Below are 22,561 nucleotides of genomic sequence, written 5' to 3' on the forward strand. Positions count from 1 at the left end.
TGGCGTCGAGAAGATGCTGGAAGTGCCGCTGCACCTGAATGTAGGCGTTAAGGTCGCCGATCCGCTCGTAGAGCGCCGTCGAGCCCTTGAGATCGGTGAATACGAGGGTAACGTCGAGAACCGCAATGCCCTCCGTCGCGCCGATCACCTCCGAGCGGAAGCAGTCGCGAAAGGTTTGTGTCATCAGCAGTCGCTTGCCGGATAAGGACGGCGTGAAGTGAAGCTTCGGGCGCTGAAACGTCGCCATCGGAAGCTGCAGGATGCCGAATACCACCGGCAGCTTGCCAGCGTTGCGAACTTCGAACACGACCTTGCCGGGTGCGATGTTCGCTCTGGCGGTCACGCATTTGCCGCCGTCGAGCATGACCGGCACATGGCTCGGCGTTACGCCCGTCCCGCTTGCGACCGGGACAAAAAAATGGGCGTCGCTGTCGAAATCCTGGCCCAGAAGCGCGCCTTCGGCGGCATCAACCTCGAGATTGGCCGCAGAGCCCGGCTCCATGCGGGTGAGCACCCTCACAAGCCCTTTGGCAGCGTCGCTCCATGGCACGCCGTCGGGCAGTACCCCGCCCGGCGTCAATTTGTAATAGAACACGTAATCCCAGGCCGAAAGCGCATCCGGTTTATGGAAGCGGATGCTGCGCACGGCAGGCGAGACCGTAAACGTCACCGTGATGTAATCGTCGAGCGCGGCGTCATAATCGCTTTGACAGAGGTGGCAGTGGAAATGCGTGTGCAGTTTGCGCAGGCTTCGGAAACTCTCGACAACGTCGGAGCACATCGGACAAACGAGCTGCCAGTCCATGTCGAATAGACCAGCCACGCAGGCATGGAGGAAAAGATCGATGCTTTCAGCCTCGGCAATCGATTTCTCTGTGGCGAACTGGATCGGATTGATGCGGTAGAGTGCCTCGTCCGTGCCCGAGCGCAGCAGCATCTCCAGCCGCGAGACGACGCGCGGACTCCAGGATTTGGCCGCTTCGAGCGCGACCAAGCGCTCTTCGAGCTTTTTTTCGTCGATGATCGCATTACACCGCGATAAAACCTCGATCATCCTCGGCGTTCTGTTAAACCCAAATACACAATTCATGAGTTCGGGGCGAGCCCATCGGGGCGGTATTTTAGCTGGCTGCAACCTTACGACTGAAGGTTATGGTTTGTTCGGTTGTTATTGGCCCAGGCTGTGCAAGCTTTCTCCACACAGCCTGGGCCGCAAAGCGGGCAGGTCACTGATCGAGATAATCAGAGGTCATTCCGTCTGATTTGCCGCGGTCTCGATAACTTGAGCGACCGTCGCTGGCTGAGAAATAAAGACGGCGTGACTTGCACTGACCTCGGTAACCTTGGCACCCGAGCGTTGATACATCCAGCGTTGAAGCTGAGGGCTCACGACATGATCCTGGGTGGTCAGGATCGCGTAACTAGGCTTGGTTCGCCATGCCGCCACCGAGACAGCTGTCCCCAAAGCCTTCTCGGCGAGCTGCTGCTGCGAGTCCGCCATGAATTGAGCATCCGAGGGCGAGACGTCCGCCGCATAGACCTCACGGAATCTCGCTGACGGGATGAAGAAATACTTTTGGGGTGCCCGCATGGCGTCGTTGGGCGGGGCGAACTTTGACAACAGTTGACCGCTGGCTTCCCCCGCGTCGGGTTGCAGTGCGGCCACATAGACAAGCGTCTTGACCTTGGGATCGGTGCCTGCATCGGTGATCACCGAGCCGGCATAGCTGTGACCGACCAGCACGACAGGGCCCTTCTGCTGACCAATGATGCGCTTGGTGGCCTCGACGTCCTCCATGAGGCTGGTGAGTGGCTCTTGCACGATAGTCACATGAAAACCGTCCTTGGACAGGATGTCGTAGACGGCCCGCCAGCCAGAGCCATCGACCAATGCGCCATGGACGATGACAATATCTTTCGCAGCCGGCTTGGGCTCGGCGTGAGCCGCCATCGCGCCACCGAGGGCAAGCATGAGGGCAACAGCAAACTTCTTTCGTAGCGTGGACATTTGACTCTCCAAAATCTCGGGTTGTTTGTGTGCCCGCTTTACAAATGCGGTGCTCTCAGAGATAGTGGCACGATTGACATTTTTGATGCCGATTAGGCCATGCGAATTTCCATACTCGCGCTTGAGGGGACGTTCGACTCCGGTCTCTCAACGGTGCTCGATGCTCTTGCGATGGCCAACACGCTGGCGCAATGGGAAGGAGTGCCTACGCCGGGCTTCGAAGTCACGGTGGTGGGAGTATGGCCCGAAGTGCACACGGCGCTCGGGCTGCGGGTGCCGGTGTGCGAAATTGCCGACGCACCGACCCCCGATTGGGTCATCGTGCCAGCGCTCGCGAGCATAGTGCCCGAGAAACTCCTGCCCGCGCTCCGGCATGATGACGTCATTGACGCTCTCGGTGTCTTGCGTTCTTGGCGTAGCGCCGGCGCTCGCCTTGCGGCAGCCTGTACCGGCACGTTCGTGCTGGCTGAAAGCGGCGTGCTCGACGGGTGCGACGCCACGACGACCTGGTGGCTCACGCCGGTGTTCAGGCAGCGTTATCCGGACGTGCGCCTGGATGCGCATCGCATCGTCGTTCCCAGTGGCGCAATGGTGACGGCTGGTGCCGCCCTCAGTCATCTCGACCTTGCGCTCTGGCTTATCCGAAGCAACAGCCCTGAGCTCGCCGCGCTTGTCGCCAAGTATCTTGTCTTCGATACGAGGCTATCCCAATCGGCCTATATGATTTCTGATCACCTTGCCCATTCCGACCCGCTGGTCGAGCGTTTTGACCGTTGGGTGCGCGAGCGCCTCGGCTCAATACTCACGCTCGATTCGATCGCCGAAGCGCTGGGGACCAGCAAGCGTACGTTGTCCCGACGTCTCGATGCAGTACTAGGCAAGACCCCGGTCGAGTACATTCAAGATCTGCGGATCGAGCGTGCCGTTCACTTGCTGAAAACCAGCAACACCAGCGTCGATCGGATCGCGGAAAAGGTAGGCTATGCAGACGGCGCGACGCTCCGCACGCTGCTGCGCCGACGGCTCGGAAAGGGCATACGCGAGCTGCGACCTCGGGAGTGAGTCCGGCGCTGCGCCAAACAAGGTCAATGCCGCCGGCCGTGCCTATCGTCTCACGCCCGCTTCGCCTTAATGAACCTGTGCGGTGATTTGCCCGACGGGCAAAACAGCTATGCGCTTTTCCGCGAAGTCCAAAAAGTCCAGTCCCTCTCGAAAAAATTTTTCGGTTTCGCCGTCGGGCAAAACACTTTTAGAGATTCGCGCGTCTCGTGCTCCGATAGAGAGGGGCGTATCGCGATCGTCAACGACACGTTGGGCGCGGGATGCGATGGATGTGAATAGCGTCAGGCGCGGTTGATCGATCGCGCCGGACGAGAACGCTTTCCGCATACGGCGAAGTCGTGTGGTTCTGGCGCCCCGACGCTGGCGCTAAGTTGGCGACGATGCTCATCCATCGCGCCGATGACGGGGGCAAGAAAGCCCGGTCCCCGGGAAGAGCGCGAAGGAAACCGTAAAACCATCGCGCAGGGAATGCCGTCATGTTTCGGCGTACCTGTGGTGACTAAAGCTTGTGTGCTCTCATCTTTCGCACACAAGGCCGTGGGTGCAGCCGAAGCACCTGGCATTCCCTGCGCCCTCTTTTTGAGGGTGGTCGGCCAAACGACTCGGGCGCGTTCGCGCCGCGGGAGGGTAAACTCATGTAAGGACGTCATTGCGAGCAGCGATAGCTGCGAAGCAATCCAGTGCCGCGGCGAAAGATTTGGATCGCTTCGCTCGCGATCGCGGTGACGGCGACCGAGTGACTTTTGTGACTCAAATACCGAAAGCCAACCGTTCGATTCCGTCATGGCCGGGCTTGTCCACGCCATCCACGTCTTGTTTGATGCTGTCTTGACGAACACATGGAATTGGCATGCAGACGCCCCGCGAAATCCTGACTGACCTCTGGACTCTCGCCGGAGGTCCGCGTGATGCACTCGACTCCGTCACGCTGACGGGAGAAGAGCCGCAACTGCCGTCATCGTTTCGCGTCGCCGCCGCCGCGCAATCAAGCGTCGCCGCGGCCGGGCTTGCCGCCGCGCACCTCTGGCAATTGCGCAGCGGACAAAGCCAGCAAGTCGCGGTCGACATGCGTCATGCCGTGGTCGAATGCCGCAGCGAACCTTACCTGCGCCTCGACGGCAAGCCGCCGCCGCCGGCATGGGATGCCATCGCCGGTGTCTACAGGACGCGCGATCGGCGTTTCGTCCGCCTGCACACCAATTTTCCGCATCACCGCGAAGCCGTCTGCCAGGTTCTGAACTGCAAGGCGGAGCGCGACGCCGTCCAGGCCGCGCTGATGCAATGGGACGCGGAGCCTTTCGAGACCGCCGCCTATGCCGCGGCCGGCGTGGTGGCGATGATGCGCTCACATGAGGAATGGTCGGAACTGCCGGCTGCCAAAGCGCTTGCGCCATTGCCGGTGCTCACCATTGAGAAAATCGGCGAGGCTGCGCCAAAACCCTGGCCGCGGGGCAATCGTCCGCTCGCGGGCTTGCGCGTGCTCGATCTGTCGCGGGTGATCGCAGGTCCCGTGGCAGGCCGAACGCTCGCCGCGCACGGTGCCGACGTGATGCTGATTTCCGGCCCTGTTCTGCCGGCGATCCCGTGGCTCACGATCGACACCGGCCGCGGCAAATTGACGAGCTTTGTCGATCTCAAGAGCGAGCAGGGACGGGCGCAATTGCGCGATCTGTTGACGGAAGCGGATATTTTTTCGCAAAGCTATCGCCCGCTTGCGCTCGCCCATCTCGGCTTCTCGCCGCAAGACGCTGCAACGATCAATCCCGGCATTGTCTATGTGTCGCTCTCGGCCTACGGCCACGCCGGGCCATGGGCGGAACGCCGCGGCTTCGACTCGCTGGTGCAAACCGCAACTGGCTTCAACCATGCGGAAGGGCAGGCGGCAGGCCTCGATGGGGCGAAGGAATTGCCGGCGCAGATACTCGACCACACCACCGGTTATCTGATGGCCTTCGGCGCCATGATGGCCAAGGCGCGCCAGTCGCGCGAGGGCGGCAGCTGGCACGTGCGCGTGTCGCTCGCACAGACCGGGCGCTGGATCTGGAATTTGGGTCGCGTGCCAAACGGTCTTGCGACCGAAGATTTGAAGGGTGAGGCGATCGCGCCCTTCGTGGAAGAGGCGTCATCGGGCTTCGGCCAGCTCAAATCCATCAGCCACTCGGCGAAGCTGTCGAAGACGCCTGCCTTCTGGGAGTATCCCTCGATGCCGCTCGGCAGTCACGCTCCGCAGTGGCCGGCGCGCCCGTCAGAAGCATGATCCGGACCCGAAGGGCCGTGTCAGCGCAAAGTGTGCAGCCGTTTTCCCTCGCGACAAACGCGGAACGCGTTTGCGCGGAGATCATGCCCCAAAAGAATGGCGCGCCGTGTTTGCTCAAACCAGGTCGGTCACGAGAATCCGTAAAGTCTGGCCGGATTGTCGACCAGAATCTTCTTTCGGATGCCGGCGTCGGGCGCCCACACCGGGAGCTGGTCGAGCAAGCGGCCGTCATCGATCTGGAACAGCGGCGTCACGTCAATTGGCTTCTTGTCCGGCGGCGTCACGGAATTCGGATGCGGCCAATCAGTGCCCCAGACAATGCGGTCGGGATTGGCCGCGATCAGCGATTTGGCGAAGGGTACAGCGTCGGGATAATCCGGCGCCTTGTTCGACAAGCGGTAGGCGCCGGAGATCTTCACATAGCCCTTGCCACTCTTCACCGCTTCGACCAGGTCCGCCCAGCCTGGCTGTTCGAGACCAAGCGCTGCGTCCGCGCCGCCGAAATGGTCGAACACGACCGGGACCGGCGAGGAGGCAAGCACGTCCTTGATCGACGAGAGCAATGCAAGGTTGGTGTAGACCTGGACATGCCATCCGCGCCCCTTGACGCGGGCGATCGCCGCCTCAAGGCGCTTGCGTCCGACGCCTGGATCGTTGACACCGCTGGTGGCGAGGTTGACGCGTATGCCGCGGATGCCTGCTTGTCCCATGGCATCGAGATCGCTCTCCGACGTCTTGTCGTCGATCACCGCAACGCCGCGTGCGGTTGCGCCGCGCGCCTTGATGCCGAACAGGGTCGCCGAATTATCGGTCCCGTAGACGCTCGGCGTCACAATCACCACGCGCTCGATATGCAGCGCCTTGTGAAGGGCCGACATTTCCTCGGGCGAAGCCGGCTCCGGTGTGTAAACCCGGCCTGCGAAGAACGGGAATTTCTCGGGATCGCCGTGGATGTGGGTGTGGCAGTCGCAGGCGCCAGCCGGAACATCGAAGTTCACCGCCGTTGCGGGCTGTGACGGCTTTGCCAGTGCAGTTCGGTCTTGCATGGCTACACCGGCGGCAATCGAGGCAAGCAGAAGATCACGTCTGTTGAGCATTTAGGTCGTCTCCTCTATGCGGTTCTTGTTATTCGGCTGCGGCAGTTCTCGCGCTCGCTCTAGCCATGGCGGCGGGATCGCCGGCTGCGCGGGCGGCGAAGAAGGCAATGATCGCCGCCATCAGCGAACAGGCGGCCAGGAAATACAGCCCGGCCTGGAAACTATCGGTGGCGTCCTTGATCCAGCCGACGATGAAGGGGCCGATATAGCCGCCGAGATTGCCGGTGGCATTGATCAAGGCGATCGCGCCCGCCGCCGCCGTTCCCGTGAGGAAGAGCGAGGGCATCGGCCAGAAGGCGGCGCGGGAGCCGTAAATGCCGGTGGTGGCGGCGGACATTCCGAGCAGCGCCCACCAGGAAGCGCCCGACCAGGCCGCAAAGGCCAGACCCAGCGCGCCAAGGGTCGAGGCCACGATCAGGTGCCAGCGGCGCTCCTGGTTGCGGTCGGACGACCAGCCCCACGCGATCAGTCCGATGGTGCCGATGATATAGGGGACCGACGCCGCCACGCCGGTCATCATGTTGGAAAGGCCGATGCCCTTGATGATCTGCGGCATGAAGAAAACAATGCCGTAATTCGCCGTCACGCTCATGAGGTAGATCAGCGAAAGCGCGACCACGCGCGGGTCGCCCAGCGCCCGCATCAAGGTCAGGCGGCCGGTGCTTTCGACCTGGCGATTTTCCGAATCGATGCGCGCCTGCAGCCAGTTTCTCTCATCCTCGGCGAGCCACTCGGCGCGCGCGGGCTTGTCCGTCATCACCTTGAAGATGACCAGACCGAGCAGCACGGCCGGCAAGGCCTCGAGGATGAATATCCACTGCCAGCCCTTGAAGCCGAGAATGCCATCCATTCCGAGAATGGCGGCAGAAACGATCGACGCGACAGCGTTGGCGACGGGTTGGGCGACGAACAGTGTCGAGATCACCCGGCCGCGATATTCGGCAGGAAACCAGTAGGTGAAGTAAAGGATCATGCCGGGGAAGAAACCGGCTTCGGCCGCACCAAGCAGGAAACGAATGATCAGGAAGCTGGTGGGGCCGGTGACGAAGGCGGTGAGCGCGGAGATGATGCCCCAGGTGATCATGATCCGCGCAATCCAGATGCGCGCACCGATCTTTTCCAGAATGAGGTTGCTCGGAATTTCGAACAGGAAATAGCCAAAGAAGAAGATTCCCGCGCCCCAGCCGTAAATATAGGCGCTGAAACCGAGATCCTTGTTCATGGTCAGCGCGGCGAAGGAGATGTTGCTGCGATCGATATAGGCGATGCAGTAGGCAAGCGCGACAAGAGGCAGCAGTCGCCAGGAAACCTTTGCGATGGTTCGATGCTCGATTGTCTGCGCACCTTCCGCAATCGCCATGAAATCCTCCCGTTGCGCCCGTCCGGTGTTAATCCGCCGCAGCCTTTGCTTTCAGACTATCGAGACAAGCGGCGGGCGGAAAGGGCTTCGCGCCAGGCCACGGCTCCCAGGTTTTTGCAAGACCGATACGCAAGGGCGGGAACACGCGCTCTGTGGCACCTGCGCGCCGATTTCGCCGAGCTTTCAGCCCAGTTCCGCCGCGACCGCCTTGCACACGGCCGGCCTTTCGGACATGCGGTCCCGGTGACCCCTGACCTTGGGAAATCGCGCCGGCTCGACGCCGTCGCCCTCCAACCACTGCGCGATCGTGAACAGATAGGGGTCGCAGATCGTATAGCTTTCACCCATCACCCACGGGCCCTTCAGCATTTTGCTCTCGATCAGATCAAAGCAGGCACTAACGGAGTCCGGCACCTTGCGCTTCATCGCCTCGATCGCGGCGGGATCGTCGGCCCAGCGCGTTCCGCGCATGCGGTGGGCATGAGCCACATGCACCGTCGAGCACAGATAGCTGTTGAACGCCTGCACCTCGGCGAAGCGGAAGGGGTCATCGAGCGGCGCGAGGCGGGCCTTCGGAAAGCTCTGCGCGATGAAGGCGAGCATGGCGGGCGTCTCCGTCAATATCCCCTTCTCGGTGACCAAAGAGGGGACGCGTGCCTTGGGATTGATGGCGAGATAATCCGCCGAACGCTGCTCCTGGACGGCGAAGTTGACCCGCATGGTCGAATATTCGGCGCCGGCCTCTTCCAGGGCGATATGAGACGCCAGCGCGCAGGTGCCCTTCTCGTAGTACAACTTCATCATCTTGTTTCCTCCGTCCGACGGTCTGGTGCCGTGACAAAGCTGTTATCGCAGCGGCGCGGCCAAGACCAGCCGGGATATTGCATGCTGCCTGATCAGCGGCGAAGATCAAGCTTGAATTCTTCGTGCACGGCCGGGCCACCCCGGGACCATCCTTGGCAAGAAATGTATGACAAAACTGTTCTCCGATCCGGAAGCCATCGCCGAAGATATCATCCGCGAGGTCGGCACCAGGCTGGTGGTGGGTTTGCCGCTCGGGCTCGGCAAGGCCAACCACATCGCCAACGCCTTGTATGCGCGCGCGGTCGCGGACCGCAGCATCGATCTCACTTTCTTCTCCGCGCTCACGCTTGAAAAGCCGCAACCTTCGAACCTGCTGGAGCGGCGTTTCATCACACCCGTGATCGATCGCCTGTTCGGTGGCTATCCCGAGCTTGCCTATGCGCAGGCCGTGCGTGCCAACGCCCTGCCGCCCAATGTCAAGGTGATCGAATTTTTCTTTCTCGCCGGCAGGTGGCTGCATGTACCGTACGCGCAGCAGCACTATATCTCCGCCAACTACACCCATGCTTCGTCATACCTGTTGGCGCAGGGCCTCAACGTCGTTGCGCAGCTTGTGGCCAAGCGCGTCATCGACGGCGTCACCCGCTATAGCCTGAGCTGCAACACCGATACCACGCTGGACGTGCTGCGCGCGCGCTCCGAAGGCCGGGCGGCATTCAAACTGGTCGGCCAGGTCAATTCCGAACTGCCATTCATGCCCGGCGCCGGAGATTTGGCGGCCGAAGAGTTCGGCGCGGTGCTCGATAGCCAGAAGACCGATTTTCCGCTGTTCGCACCGCCCTCCGAGCCGATCGGCGATACGAAATATGCAATCGGACTTCACGCCGCCGGCCTCGTTCGCGACGGCGGCACGCTGCAGATCGGTATTGGGCAGGAGGGTGACGCGCTGGCGCAGGGACTAATTCTTCGTCACCGCAACGACGGGCAATTTCAGGCGATCATGAAGCGCTTGATGCCGGTACCTGTGCAGCTCTCCGCGCTCGAAACCGGCCCGTTCGAAAACGGACTATATGGCCTCAGCGAAATGGTGTTCGAGGCATTCCTCGGCCTGATCGAGGCCGGCATTCTCAAGCGCGAAGTGGATGGCACCGTGCTGCACGGGGCGTTCTTTCTCGGACCGAAATCGTTTTACCGCGCCCTGCGCGAAATGCCGCCGGACCAGATCGCGCGGATCAAGATGGTGCCGGTATCCTTCACCAACGAGCTCTATGGCGACGAATTGGTCAAGCGCCGGGCCCGCGTCGAAGCCCGCTTTGTCAATAACACGATGATGGCGACGCTGATGGGCGCGGTGATCTCGGACGGGCTCGAAAGCGGGCAGGTGGTCAGCGGCGTTGGCGGGCAGTACAACTTCGTGGCGCAGGCCTTTGCGCTATCGGGGGCGCGCTCCATTCTCACGCTCGAAGCCACGCGGCGATCCGGCGCCAGGCCGCAATCGAACATTCGCTGGAGCTACGGCCACGAGACCATACCGCGGCATCTGCGCGATATCGTCGTCACGGAATACGGCGTGGCCGACATCAGGGGAAAATCCGACGCCGACGTGATCGCAACGATGTTGCAGATCACCGATTCCCGGTTTCAGGACGAACTCAAGCTGCAGGCCAGGGACGCCGGAAAGCTCCCTCAAAATTTCGAGATTCCGCCCGTCTATCGCGAGAATTATCCGGACCGGATAGCTGCGGCACTTCGCCCGGCCCGCGACGCCGGCCTGTTGCCCCCGTTTCCATTCGGCAGCGATTTCACCGATGTCGAGCAGCGGCTGATCCCGGCCTTGCAATTGCTGCAGGAGGCACAGCGCTCGCCACGGCTCTTGCCTGGGTTATTGTGGCAGGGATTCACCGCCTCCGCCGACGCCGCCGACCACGAATGCTTGTCGCGGCTCGGGCTCGACAAGCCGGCAACATGGTCGGAACGTGCCTACCGCGCGCTCGTCAGCGCGGCGCTGGTGCGAAGCCGGCTGTCGGCTTGAGATATGGACCGGCGTCGTGGCGCGAAACCGAGAGCCTGCAATGACAGGGGACTATCGCGGGAATGATTGTCACCTGTTCTTGTTCAAAGGCTTTCGCTTTTCGATGAATGCCGCCATGCCTTCGGAGCGATCCTCCAGCGCGAAGGTCGAATGAAACAGGTCGCGCTCCACGTGGAGGCCTTCGGAGAGCGGCGTTTCGAACGCGCGGTTGATCGCGCTTTTTGCCATCTCGGCCGCAGGGCGCGACATCGCGGCGATCTTCTCGGCGATGGCGAGTGCTTCCGCCATCAACTTGTCTGCAGGTACGACGCGGCTGACCAGACCCGATCGCTCCGCTTCAGCGGCATCCATCATCCTTCCGGTGAGACACAAATCCATCGCCTTGGATTTGCCAACAGCACGGGTCAGCCGCTGCGTCCCGCCAATGCCCGGAATCGTGCCAAGCGTGATTTCCGGTTGGCCGAATTTCGCCGTTTCGGACGCGATGATGATGTCGCACATCATCGCCAGTTCGCAGCCGCCGCCGAGTGCATATCCGCCGACTGCGGCAATGGTCGGCTTGCGGCAGTTAGCGACGCGGTCGCCGCGGATCGTGATGAAATCGCTGGCGAACATCTCGATGAAGTGCTTCGGCTGCATTTCCTTGATGTCGGCGCCTGCGGCGAACGCCTTTTCGCTGCCGGTCAAGACGATGCACCCGATCCTGTCGTCTGCCTCGAGGTCGTCGACCGCGGCCGCGATTTCGCGAAATACTCCAAAGGAGAGCGCGTTGAGCATCTTCGGCCGGTTGAGCGTGATGATGCCGACCGCGTCTTTGCTTTCGACGATGATGTGTTCGAATGTGCTCATGTTCCACCCCGGGTCCTGCTCGGCATGCCGCAATGTGCCTGCTGGCGGAGTGCGCTTCAAGTGATCCTTTGTCTGAGCGCTGTACCGACCGATGAATCCGCGGCTTGCGAGCCGACAGATTCAAATCGCGCCGCAAGAACGCTGTGCTGTCAGGCCATGAACATGCGGGCGGCCGAGGCCATGGTCAGCAGGGCGCCGAAACCGATAAAAATCTTGCCGATCACGGAGGTCTGCTCCCAGAGGGAGCCTTCCCGCCGTGCCGCGGTGACGGGCGCCGGCGGCGGATCGGCCGAGGCCATCGCGGACAACGCCGCCGGCGTAGTGCTGCCCTCCTGCAGGGCGCGGTCGACGTCATTAAGCTGGTCTGCGGCGACGATCCCATTGCTGGACTTGGCCTCGGCCGGATCTTGCGGAAGACCGTTGGCGCGCGGCGGCGGTTTGGCGTCGTCGCTCGGCACGCCCGGTGGTCGCCATTGCGCGTTGGCATTGGCGACGGCTGGCGGAATGTCCGACAGGGATTCGTGGCCATCGGCCGCATCGGCTGTGGCGGCTTTCGTTTCGGTATCAGCCTTCAACGCAAGTTTGTGGGATCGGCGATGCGCGTAGCTTTTCCTGTGGCGCCAACCATGCCTGAGCTTTTTGTGGGGCGTTGGCGCACCGGCGGTGGTTGCCGATTTCGAACTGGCGTCCGCCTCATCAGCCCTCACTGCCGCCTGCGATGGGCCCGCGGAAAACACAAAAAGCCCCGCTGCAAGTATCATTGCCGAGCGGGCGCTCGCTTTGAACATCATTTGGCAATCTCCCCATTTGCCATGATCCGCGGCGAGAAGACACCTCCGGCCGTGTCGGCAACGGGGCAGAAAAAGGGAATCTTCGGACGAGTTCGGGCGAAAACGGGGCAGCGGTCAGGTCGGCTGCGACGGTCCTTTGGACAATACCCTGGAGCAATCGGACCGGGTGTCAGCCGCGGCGATCAGTGTTATGAGCCTTGGGATGAAATCTTTTGTTGCGATTCCCGATCCGATCGAGCGATCCAAGCCTTGTCCAATCTTTATCACGAATTCGTGATCGATGGCCGGCGGCGTAACAAATTGAAAAAACGACCGAAATGAAGCGTGGGAGCGCGCGTGCGCGAAAGTGAAGACGAGTGGACCAGCCTGATGCGGCTGGCCATTTCTGGCGATAGTGCGGCCTATCACCGTCTGCTCAAGGCCGTGACTCCGGTGTTGCGGGCTGGGGCGCGCCGCGGGCTGGCGCGTGCTGGTCAACCGGTCGATCAATCCGAGGATATCGTGCAGGACATTTTGTTGGCGGTGCATCTGAAGCGGCATACTTGGGACACGGACGCTCCGTTCGCGCCCTGGTTGTTTGCGATCGCCCGCAACAAGCTGATCGACGCGCTGCGGCGCCGCGGCCGCCGCGTGTTCGTCAACATCGATGATTTCGCCGAAACGATCCCGGACGAACCTGTCGCGGAGACCGCCTCCGCGAGCGAGATCGCAGCCCAGCTCCAGACCCTTCCGCCCCGCCAGCGCGACGTGTTGCAATCTATCGCAGTTGAAAGCGCCTCGATCCGGGATACGGCCGCGAAATTCGCAATGAGCGAGGGAGCGGTGCGCGTCGCGCTGCATCGCGCGCTCACCAGCCTCACCGCGAAATTGCGGGAGCAATGAAGATGGAGACCGAACAGCTTATTCGAACCCTGGCTGCGGATAACGCGCATCGCGCCCGCCCGGTCGGATTCGTGCTGGCCTTGGCCCTGCTGGCTACGGTGCCAGTTTCGGTGGCGATGTTCCTGGCGGGTCTGGGCGTTCGTCCGGACGTCATGACGGCGATGCACAATCCGTTCTTTGGCCTGAAGTTCGTTGAGACGTTGGCGCTTGCGATCTCGGCCATTGTTGTGAGCCTGCATCTGTCGCGGCCGGAGGCTTCCTTGAAGGGCTGGGGATGGCTGCTGCTGATCCCGGTCGCAATTCTCGCTGCCGGAATCGCAAGTGAAATGATGATGCCGCATGAGGTGCCGATGATGACGCGGCTGATCGGCAGTAATTCGCGGGTTTGCTTGACGTCTATTCCGCTGATTTCCCTGCCGCTGCTCGCTGGCGCGTTGATCGGATTGCGTCATGGTGCACCGGCACGGCCCGCGGTCGCCGGCGCCATCGCCGGATTGGTGTCCGCGGGACTGGCGGCGACGTTGTATGCCGCCCACTGCAGCGACGATTCCCCGCTGTTCGTGGTGACCTGGTACACCATCGCCACCGCGCTGGTAACGGCCGTCGGCGCGCTGGTCGGATCGAAGGTCCTCAGGTTTTGACGATCGCTTTCCGGCACCGGAAGCCTTGAGATCAGCGTTTATGCCGCCGGTGCGGGTGTCGCCATCTGCTGCATGCGATGGAAACGAAGCACCTGCTGCGCGGTCGAGGGCCGAAGCCGCTCGTAGGTGGCCTTGCACGCTTCGAGATCGGAGCGCTCCTTGCCCGCGAGATCGTCGCGCATGTTGATCAGCGCCCGTACGGTCGGCCACGACATCCCGGAAATCTTGGCCAGGATCATGACGCCCTCGGCGCGGGTTTCCACCATCATGTTCTCGGCAATCGACACCGATACGCTGGCCAGCGCCGCGATCGCCGCGTTGGCCTCGTCGAACTTGCCCGCTTCGGCAAATGCGGCCACCTGATCCTCATCGAGTCTGCCGTCGTCATACAGCGATTTGACCAGCGCATGGGCGATCGCGGTTTCCTCCGTCATGGCCGATGGCGAGGTGCGCGCCATCCGCGTTACTTCTCGCACCGCGCTCGACACCTCGTCGGCAAGCGGGGGATTGGCAGCCTCAAGCCGCGCCCGCACCGTCGCCGAAGCCTTGGCAAGCAGTTTCAGATAGAGGTGCCGCGGAATGTTGGGCCGCAGACCGAGGCAGGTCGCTAGGTTGTCGTCCCTCTCCGCGCGAGTGACGAGGCGTGTGAAGCCGCGTTCGGTGAACTCGGCGCCCGGATTGTTGACGGTGCTGTGAACCACCTCGTCGTTGCCCCGCAGCACCAGCACGTCGGTGACGGCGCCGCTGAGAGTCTTGCGTGTCGAAATCGCCATCAAATGCGCCTGGCTTTTGTTGCGCGCAGTCTCGATCAGCGCCTCGTCATCGAGCCGGGTCGACTGGGACAGCACCGGCGCGGCGACCTCGATCGCATCGTCAAACGCCAGTGCACGGATGGTGAGCGGCGGCGCCCGGTCGACCGGCGCCAGCCGGGTCGAAAGCAGCGCCTTCGCGGAATTCTCGATGTGGTGCGTCAGACACTGGAAGACGTCGTCGAACAGCGCGATCTGCTCGTCCGAAAAATCGACGGCGCCGCTGAGGAAGAGATCGGTGACTCGGCGCAAGGTTTCGACCCTGCGCGCGACGGTGCCGTGCGTCAGCGTCGTCTGCAGCTCATCGAGCAGGCTTTCGGAAGTGGATGCGGGATTCGAACTCATGACTCTTTCCTGGAGTAACTGGCCTTGCGGCCGGCGACGGTTCTTCGGCCAAATACGGATGGTCCGATCAGGCGCTGACTATGCCGTTGCGTCCTTGCGCCTTGGCTCGATAAAGCGCGCGATCGGCGCGCGCGAGAATTGCGTCCGGAGTTTCATCGGGTCGAAGCGTTGCGATGCCTGCCGAAATGGTTACCCGCATGCCGGGCGAGAATGCGCTCCAGTCAAGGTCGGCGATGATCGCACGCAGCCGGTCGAGAATCCGCGCAGCCGTGCCATGAGGCGTGTCGGGAAGCACCAGCAGGAATTCCTCGCCACCGAAGCGCCCGAACCGGTCGATGTTGCGGATATTGGCGAAGACGGTGATGCCGAATGTTCTCAGCACTTCATCGCCGGTCGGGTGACCATACGTATCGTTGATGCGCTTGAACCAGTCGAGATCGATCAGCGCGATCGAACAGCACGAACCGGTGCGATGGGCGCGCGAGATCTCTTCTTCGAGCATTCGCAAGATGCAACGCCGGTTCAGCGAACCGGTCAACTCGTCGAGTTCGGCAAGTTCTTCGATGCGCCTGTAGGCTTCTTTGAGAGCCAGACTTTTTGCGTAAAGCGATTGACGCAGCGAATTGGAAAAGATGCCGAGAAACATGGAACGCCCGATGCCGAGGGTGAACACCGACATTGTCGCGAAGCGCTCCATATAGGTCCCGTGCGGGATCGAGATCGGTTTGTCCGTCAACAAAAAAAGCGCTGCGAGCCCCAACGCCAGGATGGTCCAGACGATTGCCGTCTGCATCGGCGTCGAACGCAGCGAACTGAAGTTGAACACCACGAACAACGTGCAAAGAAACATCACGCCGACTTCGGGCGCGACGTAGGCAAAGGCCAGCATGATCGTCATGCTGACCAGCACCTGTGGCGTAACGAAATAATGGTCCTTGAAGCGCTCCGTGAACCCTGATTCCGACAGCGCGATGTTGCCGGCGACCGTAAGCAGGCCGCAGCCGGCAAAGGCGGGACCGATAATCGCCGGGATCGCGCCGACCTGGGCGTAGATCAGCAGCAGAAAGCCATCGATGACATAGCTGATTCCGACCATTCCCTGGATTTGACGGCGCTGTCGTGCGCGGCGCAAAAGCGCCTCGGCCGTCGGCTCGCGGCCCACGCCTTCCAAACTATCCGCAGCTGGATTGAGGAAGGGCAAAGCGACGGTGTCCATGATCTCGCCATTGGTGGAACAAGCGAGAAAAATCTACGTGGCAAAGCCTTTAGGTTTGGTATCTTTCTGCCCGAATGTTCAGCAACAGGGGGCTCAGCCCTTTGTTTGGTATGGAAATTACCTGCGTCCTGGAGCGCGCTTGCCCGCGTCCTCGAGCTGTCTGTCCGCATGCCGCGTTCGGCGCATAATGCTTGCTACCGGGAGGCCTGCTCGGACGTGCCAGGCCGGTCCGAAGGAGCTACAGGTAATATAATACCACCAGCAATGCGGTTGGGCCAGGCCATCGAGACGGTCTGTGCGGCATCTCACAGTTTGAAACCGCTATTGCCATAGTTTGAAGAATCTTGCCTTTTTGATCGAACCACCCGTCATCTCACTCCGACCAACCCTGCGAGACGGCCATTGAGTGCGACACCGGCGGCTTCGGACGAGGTTCTGATCGCTCGGATTGCTCAAGGCGACCGGCTCGCCATGCAGGTGCTGTAAGGACGGCATCATGTCAGGGTGTTCCGTTTCGGGCTGCGGCTCATTCGGGATGAACAGGTCGCGGAAGATCTCATCAGCGAGGTCTTTCTCGATGTGTGGCGTCAGGCCGGCAAGTTCGAAGGCCGATCCGCCGTTTCCACCTGGCTCTTGGCAATTACGCGGTTCAAGGCTCTTTCCGCGCTGCGGCGCAGAAGGGACGTCGAACTCGATGAGAAGGCCGCCAACGCGATCGAGGATTCCTCCGACGATCCTGAACTGGCGGTGGTGAAGAAGGATACCGGTGACGCGTTGCGCAAGTGTCTGACCGCACTTACGGCGGAGCATCGGGAGATCATCGACCTTGTCTACTACCACGAGAAATCGGTGGAAGAGGTGGCGGAGATCGTCGGTATTCCGGAGAATACCGTGAAGACGCGCCTGTTCTATGCACGCAAGAAACTCGCCGAACTGCTGAAGGCAGCCGGCGTGGAACGAGGCTGGCCATGACGGCAACAAGCAGAAAGATGCTGGAGCAGGAACCCGGCGAGATCGAATTGCTGCTGCCATGGCATGCCGCCGGCACCTTGAATGCGCGCGATGTACGCCGGGTTGACGAAGCGCTTGCCCGCGATCCCGAGCTTGCCCGGCAATATGCCGTGATCCGCGAAGAATATGCCGAGACCATTGACCTCAATGAAAACCTCGGGGCGCCATCCACGCGCGCCATGCAGAAGCTGTTTGCGGCCATCGACGCGGAGCCGGCGCGCCAGCCTCGCGCCTCGCGCAACATGGCTGCGAGGTTCACCGGGTTTTTCGCACAACTATCGCCGCGGACACTGGCCTGGTCGGCGAGCCTGGGTGCGCTTGCGCTCTTGCTGCAGGCCGGCGTGATCGGCGCGGTCCTGGTCTACAACCGGCCCGCCGTGTTCGAGACCGCATCGTTGAGCGCCAACGAACCCATCACCCGCGATCTCGGCGCGGCTGCGCTGACGCGCGCGTTGGTGCGATTTGCACCGGACGCGCGCTTTGCCGACATCACCGCGCTGCTCGACAAGTATCAGGCTACGATCATCGAAAGCGCGAAAGGCGGCATGTTCAAGCTGCAGTTCGGCAACCGCGCGATGAGCAGGGACGAGGTCGCCGGTCTCTTGAAAAGGCTGCAAAACGAAAAGATCGTCAGCCTCGCCGCCGCGACGCCCTGAGGCGGCGGTTCGCGCCAAATGATAGGCTTCGCAACCGCGGGCCCCGCGCTTTGCTGAACAACACCAACTTCCGGTCGTTTCAGCCGCACCTTCGTTATTTGGTGCGGGCGTCGCGGTGATTATTCGGGCAAGCCCGCCCAGGCAGGCCTCCGAGATCCCGGATACCGGCATGGCGAAGGCACTAAACCCACCGAGCGCTCCGGCCGTGTCCGACAAGCCGGCGGCGGACGAAATCAGGCCCGCCGCGCGGTGATTCACTGTCCCCGGGCGTGATTTTTGCTTCGAGGAAGGCCGGCCGAAAAAGCTAAAATAATTCTCAAAACGCGTTTGAACGTCCAACGCGCCTGCCGCGACCAATTTAAGGTGGAGCGGTCATCCCTCCCCATCGAAGGCTGTATTCGGCGCGAGCGCCCATCCACCCCAAGCGCCCATATGGCTTGACCCGTCCGGCTGTCCCCCCGGACGGGTCTCTCATTTCGGCGTCGCCAAAGGCCAGCAAGGAAAAATTGGGACCTCAACCACCGGTGTTATCTCTTCCACGATGCTCGCGCGAGCCAATGCGCGGCTGGACATTGCTTTCGTTTTCCACAAAATATATTCGTCACGTCGAGTGATTCGGTCCAGTTGCGTCCGCGTCCTTCGTTTTCCCTGCGGGCTGGTTCATGACCAAACAACTGGACTTGGCTGGTGGTCGCGACGTCGTCGCGCGCTGGTGCACCCTTGCCGAACAGCGGCTCGAATATCTCACTGAGTTGTTCAAGACCGGCCGCTGGCGGCGCTTTCACAGCGAACGCGCTTTTCTCGAAAATATCCAGGAGGCCAAGGCTGCGGTGGAAGCCTGGCGCAATCTTTCCTCGGGCGAGGCGTCCCGAAACAGCCGGGCCATCGACAAGCCGTGGCTCAGCCGCGCCGCTGCGCGTGGAGAGATCTGGCGCGATCGGGTCCGGTTGCCGCTGGTGGCGGAAATTGCGCCGGCAGAGCCGCGAGAGCCTGCAATCATCGCCGAAATCGATTCAGCTTCTGTGGACGATACGTCCGGCGTGTCGTTGCCGGACGACAATGCGTCCCTTTTGACGCAGCAGCTGATGACGATTGTCGAGCGCTATCCGTTGCTTCGCAACAGGCTCTAACGCAACTGCCCAATGACGGTGGATGCTCCGAGATAACGGCGACCGACGTCCATGGTCGCGTGATCCAGCCAAGCGCAGCCCTGCCGCGCTCGCTCTTCTTGACTAGCACAAAAATGCAGCCGGGCAAGTGTGAACGCGCCAGCCGGGAAAGCTGATTGTCGCGGTAGGGTCAATGGGCGCATCACGAGGATGCGGAGCCTCTCGCCGCCTGCCTTGCGAGCTTCACCATTTCCAGCAGCATGGCTTCACCGGCATCGACCAGCTCTTCCAGTGAGATCCGGTGCGGCATGCCCCTGTCTTGATACGTTCGGCCACGGGCCAGCAGCGGAATATGCACGAAAGCGGCGAGGCGAGGACCCTTGCGGCGGCGCGCTGCCTCGATCGCCCGAAAGCTCAGGTAATTGCAGAGATAGCTGCCGGCATCGCGCGAGGCGCGTACGTCGATGCCGGTGCGGATCGCTGCGCGCAGCAGTTTGGCGGTGTGCGGCCCGAACGCTAAAGCATCGGCGTCGGGAGATATCGATCCCTTGCGGGTGCGCGCGTGATCCGCGTCGGGCCAAAGCCTCGTGATGGCGTTGCGCGCGCGGGTCTCGATCCGGACATAAGGTGTCCGGGAGGCGAGGCCGAACATCAACAGCGCATGCGGGCGATGCGAGGCGAGCAACAAGGGCAGTTGCCGGTCGACATTCTCGTAAGTTACCTGAAAGATGTGCCCGAAGATCTTGACGTCGCTCAAAGAAGGGCGGCGCAGCTGCAACAGCCGCGCGACGAGGGGTTCGGTGGGATTGCAGGGCGCACCGGGAAACGGACCAAAACCGGTGATGAGGATGCGCAGGCCTTCGTTCATTTCAGCATATCTGCGATCTGCTCGGCCGCGAGCGCAGGCGTGATGCGGCTGTCTGCAACCTCGGATTCGATTTTCCTGACCTTGGCGCGGATCGCGGAATCCGCGCGCAGCCGCGCCATCATGCGATGCTCCAGCATCGACCACATCCACTTGACTTGTTGATCCTTGCGCCGCGCGGCGAATTCACCCGATGCGTTCATCGCTTTGCGGTGATCGAGAATTTCCTGCCAAAGCGTGTCGATGCCCTTGCCGGTGAGGGCTGAATAGGTCACGACCGGAGGCTGCCAGTGTTGCGAACGGGGTTTCAGTATATGCAGCGCACTCTGATATTCGCCTGCCGCGAGGTTTGCGCGCTTGATGTTGTCCCCATCGGCCTTGTTGATCGCGATCATATCGGCGAGTTCGACGATGCCTTTCTTGATTCCCTGCAGCTCATCGCCTGCGCCGGGCAACATCAGCGCCAGGAAAAAATCGGTCATGTCGCTGACCGCGGTTTCGGATTGCCCGATGCCGACGGTTTCCACCAGGATCACGTCGAATCTGGCCGCTTCGCACAGCAACATCGCCTCGCGTGTTTTCGCGGCGACGCCGCCGAGCGTCCCGGAGGCTGGCGAAGGGCGGATATAGGCATGCTCGGATGCCGACAGCCGCGCCATCCGCGTCTTGTCGGCGAGAATCGAGCCGCCGGTGCGGGCAGAGGAGGGATCGACCGCGAGCACCGCGACCTTGTGACCGCGCTCGATCAGGAACATGCCGAGCGCATCGATGGTGGTGGATTTTCCGACGCCCGGCGAGCCGGTGATTCCGACCCGGATTGCCTTGCCGGTTTCGGGCAGCAATGCCTGGACCAGCTCGCGCGCCGCCGCCTGATGATCGCTGCGCCGGCTCTCGATCAGCGTGATCGCACGCGCCAGCGCCGCGCGGCGGCCGGCGCGCAGCTCCGTAGCCAAAGATTCAATGTCAGCGGCGGCATTCTTACGCGAGCTCATGACTCCGTTTACAACGGCGGCGCGACATAGGCGAGGGGTGGGTAGCCGCCGGGCGCTTCTGATGCGAAACTAATTGGTTTTGGCGCATAAGCCGGCAGTGCGTAACCTGGCAGACATTGACGATGATTCGTCCTGGCAAACGGACATCGCCGTTTCTCTCGCCTCATCGAGCCGCTGTTCGCCCGACAGGGCCAGTGCGAGGGCGCCAAGCACTGTAAGTTTGAAAGAGGGCGGCAGGAACCTGTCCATAACCTCCTTCTGCGCCAGGGCGATTCGCAGTTCCTGTTCCGCCGCTGGAAAGTCCGGCTTCTTCATCAAGAAGATGGCTTTGTAGAAATGTGAACGAGGATCGTCCGGATATTTGCTGACGTACCATGTTGCAGCGGACTCGTGGATATCCGAGTCGGATTTCGGCAAGGCCTGTGGGGGCATGAGAAGCATCGCGGCCTGCAAAGAGCGATAGCTTGAGACGGTCTCCGCGGCGCTGACAACTGTGCCGAGCAGTCCGAGCGCCACGATAACTGCTGCAATCTTGCGAAGCCGAGGTAGTGCGTCGGTTTCGAGCTGTACGTTCAGCAATATCCAGGCGACAAAGGCGCCGGCCACGGCACCGCCCGCATGCGCGCCGTAGTCAATCTTGCCTGACTGGCCTATCGAGAGAAACGGCAAGAGCGAGGGAACCAGGACCTGAAGAGCCCGACCGCGTAGCGCGCTGCGCGTCTCCGGTGCGGTGTATCGAAAACTAAGGACTAAAATCGCTGCGAACATGCCCATGATCGCGCCGGACGCACCAACCGAAACGAGGCTGTGCGGATTGAAGAGGAGCGAACCGCAGGCTCCGCCCAAAGCTCCCATCACAAAAAACGCGCCGAACCAAATGCGGCCGACCATACGTTCCAAAACCTCCCCAGCGAGGACAAGGGTGAGGCTGTTCAGCCCGAGATGGAGCAGATTGGCGTGGAGTAACGGGCCCGTGAAAATACGCCACCACTGACCCTCACCGAGCGTCAGCAGGTATTGAAGGCCACCCAGCATAAGCAAAGTCCTGATGCTCGGTTCAAGCAGCTTTGTTGGCGGGTCGATCCCGAATAGCAACTCCATGGCGAAGATTGTGACCAGGGTCGCAACGAAAATAATCGATAGATAAGGCACAGCCCTCGGCGGCAATTCGACCGCAACAGCGGGCATCGTTTCGGGCTCGCGCAGCTGGCGTAGCACCTCCTCTACAAATCCCCACTCGGGTTGGCCTTGAAGCGAGCTCGACCAGACACTGCCGGCTGCCGGATCAACGGCCAGTGCCGATACCAAGCACAGGGTCCCCGGCGCGGGCAGCCTGATCGTTTTGAGCCGCTCTAGTTGTACTGTGGATGTCGATCCAACTTCGATCACCCGTATGATAACGGGTTTGCGCTCCGGACTGCCCACTCTGGTCTGGTCCGAATATCTCTGGCATTCTTCCACGATATTCTTCAAATCTGGCATCGGCAGGTCGAATTCCTTGCCGGGATGAGCTTCGCGATCGATCAGACAGAGAATAGCGAAGGGAGTGCCATGTGACGTCAGGACAATATCGCTCACCGCGCCAAGGCTCTCCGCTTCGGGCACGGTGCCGACTGCGAAGCCCTTCTTCGCGACGAATTGCTTGGCGAGATAACTACAGAAAGTATCAGCGGGAGTGACAGGCCTGTCGGCCGGAGATGCAGTCGTTATCGTCTCGGACATTTAGCCCCATTAAAGAATTGAATTGGCGCATTCTGCGATAACGATAAAGACTT

General features: G+C 61.6%; 20 protein-coding genes and 1 pseudogene. 8 read left to right on the top strand and 13 right to left on the bottom strand.

Translation table 11 applies throughout. The features are described 5' to 3' along the window. Window positions 1–1,054, bottom strand: a 1,054-nt coding sequence (locus tag VNX23_RS00005; protein ID WP_325626698.1) for a DUF5939 domain-containing protein, incomplete at its 3' end; no start/stop codon positions are given. A gap of 195 nt (window positions 1,055–1,249) precedes the next feature. Next, window positions 1,250–2,008: an alpha/beta hydrolase gene (locus VNX23_RS00010; protein WP_325626700.1), complete on the bottom strand. Its 759-nt coding sequence runs from the start codon at window positions 2,006–2,008 to the stop codon at window positions 1,250–1,252. A 171-nt stretch (window positions 2,009–2,179) separates the two neighbouring features. Between VNX23_RS00010 and VNX23_RS00015 the strand changes: the two genes are divergently transcribed. Next, the gene (locus VNX23_RS00015) at window positions 2,180–3,070 is read left to right on the top strand and encodes a GlxA family transcriptional regulator (RefSeq protein ID WP_325626702.1); all 891 of its coding nucleotides are present in this window, start codon (window positions 2,180–2,182) and stop codon (window positions 3,068–3,070) included. 66 nt (window positions 3,071–3,136) lie between these two features. Here VNX23_RS00015 and VNX23_RS00020 read toward each other — a convergent pair whose 3' ends face one another. After that, entirely contained in the window at window positions 3,137–3,397 is a 261-nt protein-coding gene (locus VNX23_RS00020; protein WP_325626704.1) for a hypothetical protein, read from the bottom strand. Between the two features lie 523 nt (window positions 3,398–3,920). Here VNX23_RS00020 and VNX23_RS00025 point away from each other — a divergent pair. Further along, window positions 3,921–5,327: a CoA transferase gene (locus VNX23_RS00025; protein WP_325626705.1), complete on the top strand. Its 1,407-nt coding sequence runs from the start codon at window positions 3,921–3,923 to the stop codon at window positions 5,325–5,327. A gap of 128 nt (window positions 5,328–5,455) precedes the next feature. Here VNX23_RS00025 and VNX23_RS00030 read toward each other — a convergent pair whose 3' ends face one another. The 3 genes from VNX23_RS00030 to VNX23_RS00040 all read right to left on the bottom strand — a co-directional run bounded on the left by VNX23_RS00030 (window position 5,456) and on the right by VNX23_RS00040 (window position 8,588). Next, complete coding sequence (locus VNX23_RS00030) at window positions 5,456–6,424, bottom strand: amidohydrolase family protein (RefSeq protein ID WP_325626706.1); 969 nt, start codon at window positions 6,422–6,424, stop codon at window positions 5,456–5,458. A gap of 28 nt (window positions 6,425–6,452) precedes the next feature. Next, window positions 6,453–7,784 (bottom strand): MFS transporter, encoded by a 1,332-nt coding sequence (locus VNX23_RS00035; RefSeq protein WP_325626707.1) that lies wholly within the window; start codon window positions 7,782–7,784, stop codon window positions 6,453–6,455. A 183-nt stretch (window positions 7,785–7,967) separates the two neighbouring features. Beyond that, window positions 7,968–8,588: a glutathione S-transferase family protein gene (locus VNX23_RS00040; RefSeq protein WP_325626709.1), complete on the bottom strand. Its 621-nt coding sequence runs from the start codon at window positions 8,586–8,588 to the stop codon at window positions 7,968–7,970. Window positions 8,589–8,754: 166 nt separating this feature from the next. Between VNX23_RS00040 and VNX23_RS00045 the strand changes: the two genes are divergently transcribed. Beyond that, the gene (locus VNX23_RS00045; protein ID WP_325626711.1) at window positions 8,755–10,620 is read left to right on the top strand and encodes an acetyl-CoA hydrolase/transferase C-terminal domain-containing protein; all 1,866 of its coding nucleotides are present in this window, start codon (window positions 8,755–8,757) and stop codon (window positions 10,618–10,620) included. Between the two features lie 69 nt (window positions 10,621–10,689). Here the strand turns inward: VNX23_RS00045 and VNX23_RS00050 are convergent, their stop codons facing one another. Beyond that, complete coding sequence (locus tag VNX23_RS00050) at window positions 10,690–11,469, bottom strand: enoyl-CoA hydratase (RefSeq protein WP_325626713.1); 780 nt, start codon at window positions 11,467–11,469, stop codon at window positions 10,690–10,692. Between the two features lie 149 nt (window positions 11,470–11,618). Next, the gene (locus VNX23_RS00055; protein ID WP_325626715.1) at window positions 11,619–12,260 is read right to left on the bottom strand and encodes a hypothetical protein; all 642 of its coding nucleotides are present in this window, start codon (window positions 12,258–12,260) and stop codon (window positions 11,619–11,621) included. Between the two features lie 336 nt (window positions 12,261–12,596). On the opposite strand from VNX23_RS00055, the gene VNX23_RS00060 reads away from it, so the two are divergent. Further along, the gene (locus VNX23_RS00060; protein WP_325626717.1) at window positions 12,597–13,142 is read left to right on the top strand and encodes a sigma-70 family RNA polymerase sigma factor; all 546 of its coding nucleotides are present in this window, start codon (window positions 12,597–12,599) and stop codon (window positions 13,140–13,142) included. A 2-nt stretch (window positions 13,143–13,144) separates the two neighbouring features. Then, a complete protein-coding gene (locus tag VNX23_RS00065; RefSeq protein ID WP_325626718.1) occupies window positions 13,145–13,783 on the top strand; it encodes a DUF1109 domain-containing protein in 639 nt (212 codons plus the stop codon). Between the two features lie 38 nt (window positions 13,784–13,821). Here VNX23_RS00065 and VNX23_RS00070 read toward each other — a convergent pair whose 3' ends face one another. Both VNX23_RS00070 and VNX23_RS00075 read right to left on the bottom strand, forming a co-directional pair. Then, window positions 13,822–14,937 carry a DUF2336 domain-containing protein gene (locus VNX23_RS00070; protein ID WP_325626719.1) on the bottom strand — a complete coding sequence of 372 codons (1,116 nt, stop codon included), beginning with the start codon at window positions 14,935–14,937 and terminating at the stop codon, window positions 13,822–13,824. A gap of 67 nt (window positions 14,938–15,004) precedes the next feature. Continuing rightward, entirely contained in the window at window positions 15,005–16,153 is a 1,149-nt protein-coding gene (locus VNX23_RS00075) for a GGDEF domain-containing protein (protein ID WP_325626720.1), read from the bottom strand. A gap of 402 nt (window positions 16,154–16,555) precedes the next feature. Between VNX23_RS00075 and VNX23_RS00080 the strand changes: the two are divergent. From VNX23_RS00080 to VNX23_RS00090, 3 genes and pseudogenes are all read left to right on the top strand, one after another. Further along, window positions 16,556–17,125: pseudogene (locus VNX23_RS00080) on the top strand (sigma-70 family RNA polymerase sigma factor). Next, window positions 17,122–17,820, top strand: coding sequence for a hypothetical protein (locus VNX23_RS00085; RefSeq protein ID WP_325626722.1), 699 nt, complete (start codon window positions 17,122–17,124; stop codon window positions 17,818–17,820). Before VNX23_RS00080 ends, VNX23_RS00085 begins: the two are co-directional and overlap by 4 nt. Before the next feature lie 662 nt (window positions 17,821–18,482). Further along, on the top strand, window positions 18,483–18,950 hold the full coding sequence (locus tag VNX23_RS00090; RefSeq protein ID WP_325626724.1) for a TIGR03809 family protein: 468 nt from the start codon (window positions 18,483–18,485) through the stop codon (window positions 18,948–18,950). A 181-nt stretch (window positions 18,951–19,131) separates the two neighbouring features. On the opposite strand, the gene VNX23_RS00095 is transcribed toward VNX23_RS00090, so the two are convergent. The 3 genes from VNX23_RS00095 to VNX23_RS00105 form a co-directional block, all read right to left on the bottom strand. Then, window positions 19,132–19,797, bottom strand: coding sequence for a pyroglutamyl-peptidase I (locus VNX23_RS00095; RefSeq protein WP_325626726.1), 666 nt, complete (start codon window positions 19,795–19,797; stop codon window positions 19,132–19,134). Beyond that, window positions 19,794–20,786, bottom strand: coding sequence for a methylmalonyl Co-A mutase-associated GTPase MeaB (meaB, locus tag VNX23_RS00100; RefSeq protein ID WP_325626728.1), 993 nt, complete (start codon window positions 20,784–20,786; stop codon window positions 19,794–19,796). The genes VNX23_RS00095 and meaB overlap by 4 nt, the downstream gene beginning before the upstream one ends. A 69-nt stretch (window positions 20,787–20,855) precedes the next feature. Beyond that, window positions 20,856–22,508 carry a rhomboid family intramembrane serine protease gene (locus tag VNX23_RS00105; RefSeq protein WP_325626730.1) on the bottom strand — a complete coding sequence of 551 codons (1,653 nt, stop codon included), beginning with the start codon at window positions 22,506–22,508 and terminating at the stop codon, window positions 20,856–20,858. Between the last annotated feature and the right edge of the window lie 53 nt (window positions 22,509–22,561).

It is taken from the genome of Bradyrhizobium sp., from assembly GCF_035570375.1.
GTDB lineage: Bacteria > Pseudomonadota > Alphaproteobacteria > Rhizobiales > Xanthobacteraceae > Bradyrhizobium.